3 protein-coding genes are annotated in these 1,854 nt (G+C 46.7%); all 3 read left to right on the forward strand.

Going from position 1 to position 1,854, the window contains the following annotated elements:
- A partial coding sequence (locus WEIDD23_RS07920; RefSeq protein WP_062358896.1) for an ABC transporter permease subunit occupies positions 1-658 on the forward strand: 658 nt, incomplete at its 5' end.
- Positions 658-1,371, forward strand: coding sequence for an ABC transporter ATP-binding protein (locus WEIDD23_RS07925; protein WP_010370883.1), 714 nt, complete (start codon positions 658-660; stop codon positions 1,369-1,371). The genes WEIDD23_RS07920 and WEIDD23_RS07925, both read left to right, overlap by 1 nt.
- Before the next feature lie 14 nt (positions 1,372-1,385).
- The coding region (locus tag WEIDD23_RS14715; RefSeq protein WP_242865471.1) for a PhnD/SsuA/transferrin family substrate-binding protein at positions 1,386-1,854 on the forward strand (469 nt) is incomplete at its 3' end.

The raw sequence follows: 1,854 nt of genomic DNA on the forward strand, positions 1-1,854 counted from the left end.
CCCATTAGCGGTCTTGGAACAAGGGGTGACGTTATGGCAAGCCGGCACGCTACAACAAAATATGGGGATTTCGTTATACCGGGCCACGATGGGATTGCTAATCGGCGGTGCGGTTGGCTTTGTGCTGGGTGTTGCGAATGGTCTATCCCGCATCAGCCACGCATTGTTCAACTCGACTATCCAAATGGTGCGTAACATTCCGCACTTGGCATTGATTCCGTTAATCATCATTTGGTTTGGAATTGGCGAACCAGCCAAAGTCACACTGGTTGCCATCGGCGTCATGTTCCCGATTTATATCAATACCTTGCATGGTATTCAATCAATCGACCCGAAGTTAATTGAAATGGGGCAATCGTATCGATTAACGAAATGGCAGATGTTTACGAAAGTGATTTTCCCTGGCGCAATGCCAACTATCTTGATGGGCTTACGGTATGCGCTTGGGGTGATGTGGACGACGTTGATTGTTTCTGAAACGATCTCGGCCAGTTCCGGTATTGGTTACATGGAAACGAATGCCCAACAATTTTTGGACATGCCAACCATCTTTTTAGCCATCATTATCTATGCCATTTTAGGAAAAGTATCGGATTGGATCGCGGCATTATTGGAATCAATTTTGTTAGACTGGCAAGCTAGTAAAGGAGGCCGTTAATGGCAACGGATGATTTAATACAACTCACGGATGTGACGAAAAGCTATCAGCAACACACGGTGTTACATGACGTCAATTTAACAATTAAAACGGGTGAGTTTGTGGCATTTGTTGGTGAATCGGGTGGTGGTAAATCAACGCTGCTCCGATTAATAGCGGGTCTTGAACCAGCCACGACGGGTCAGCTAATGATGGATGGCCGAACAATTAACGGGTTGAATACAGTTGCTCGGGTAATGTTTCAAGATGATCGTCTCTTACCTTGGATGACGGTCCTTGAAAACTTGTCCTTTAAGTCACGCGATATGAATGAAAAAGTGCGTGCCCAAGAGTTGCTTGACCTTGTCCAACTCCACGATTTTGCGAATTATTATCCTAATCAATTATCAGGTGGGCAAAAGCAACGGGTTGCATTGGCACGAGCTTTAATGGCGTCGCCTAAATTGCTGTTGCTAGATGAGCCGTTGGGGGCACTGGATGCCTTAACGCGTTCACGCATGCAAGAGCTGATTGCGGACATTGTGGATCAAGAAAATCTCACCACGATTTTAATTACCCACGACGTTCGTGAAGCCGCAAAAATGGCGGATCGGATTGTGGCCATTAAACATGGCACAACTGGGTTAACCGTCCCTGGTCATCGTCATCAAACTGATGAAATGGCCATGATAGCGGTGGCAAATGAGGTCCAAGAATTTATTCTGTCAGATTAAGGTGAGGCATGAACATGAAAAAACGATGGCAAAAATTAATTTTAGTCGTGCTCCTGTTTTTCTGGGCAGGTGGGACTTACTACGGCTACCAACAGACAACCGGTTCACGTGATAAGTTGCAAAAGGTGACGATTGGTTACCAAAAAGGTGATCCAGTTGACGTGTCACGGTCGCGGGGCGTGCTTGTTAAGAAGATGAAGGAACTTGGTTATCGAGTGGTCTTTAAAGAATTTGCAGATGGCGCATCTGAAATGCAAGCGCTGGCAGCGGGAAGCATTAACTACGCGCGGACGGGTGATACGCCACCAGTGACAGCCGCGGCATCCGGTACGGATATTGCCTACATTGCAGCCGGTGCGAGTCGATCATCTGGGTCAGGCATACTGGTACAAAAGGATTCGGACATTGATTCAGTGAAGGCGTTGCAAGGTAAAAAGGTGGCGTACACACAAAGTACATCTTCACAATTTTTGTTGCTGCAAG

Origin of the sequence: Weissella sp. DD23, from assembly GCF_001579105.1 — a bacterium.
GTDB classification, from domain to species: Bacteria; Bacillota; Bacilli; order Lactobacillales; family Lactobacillaceae; genus Weissella; species Weissella cibaria.

Bases quoted from the DNA above. Each gene is read 5' to 3' on its own strand.
- WEIDD23_RS07925 (WP_010370883.1), top strand. From the start codon at position 658: ATGGCAACGGATGATTTAATACAACTCACGGATGTGACGAAAAGCTAT.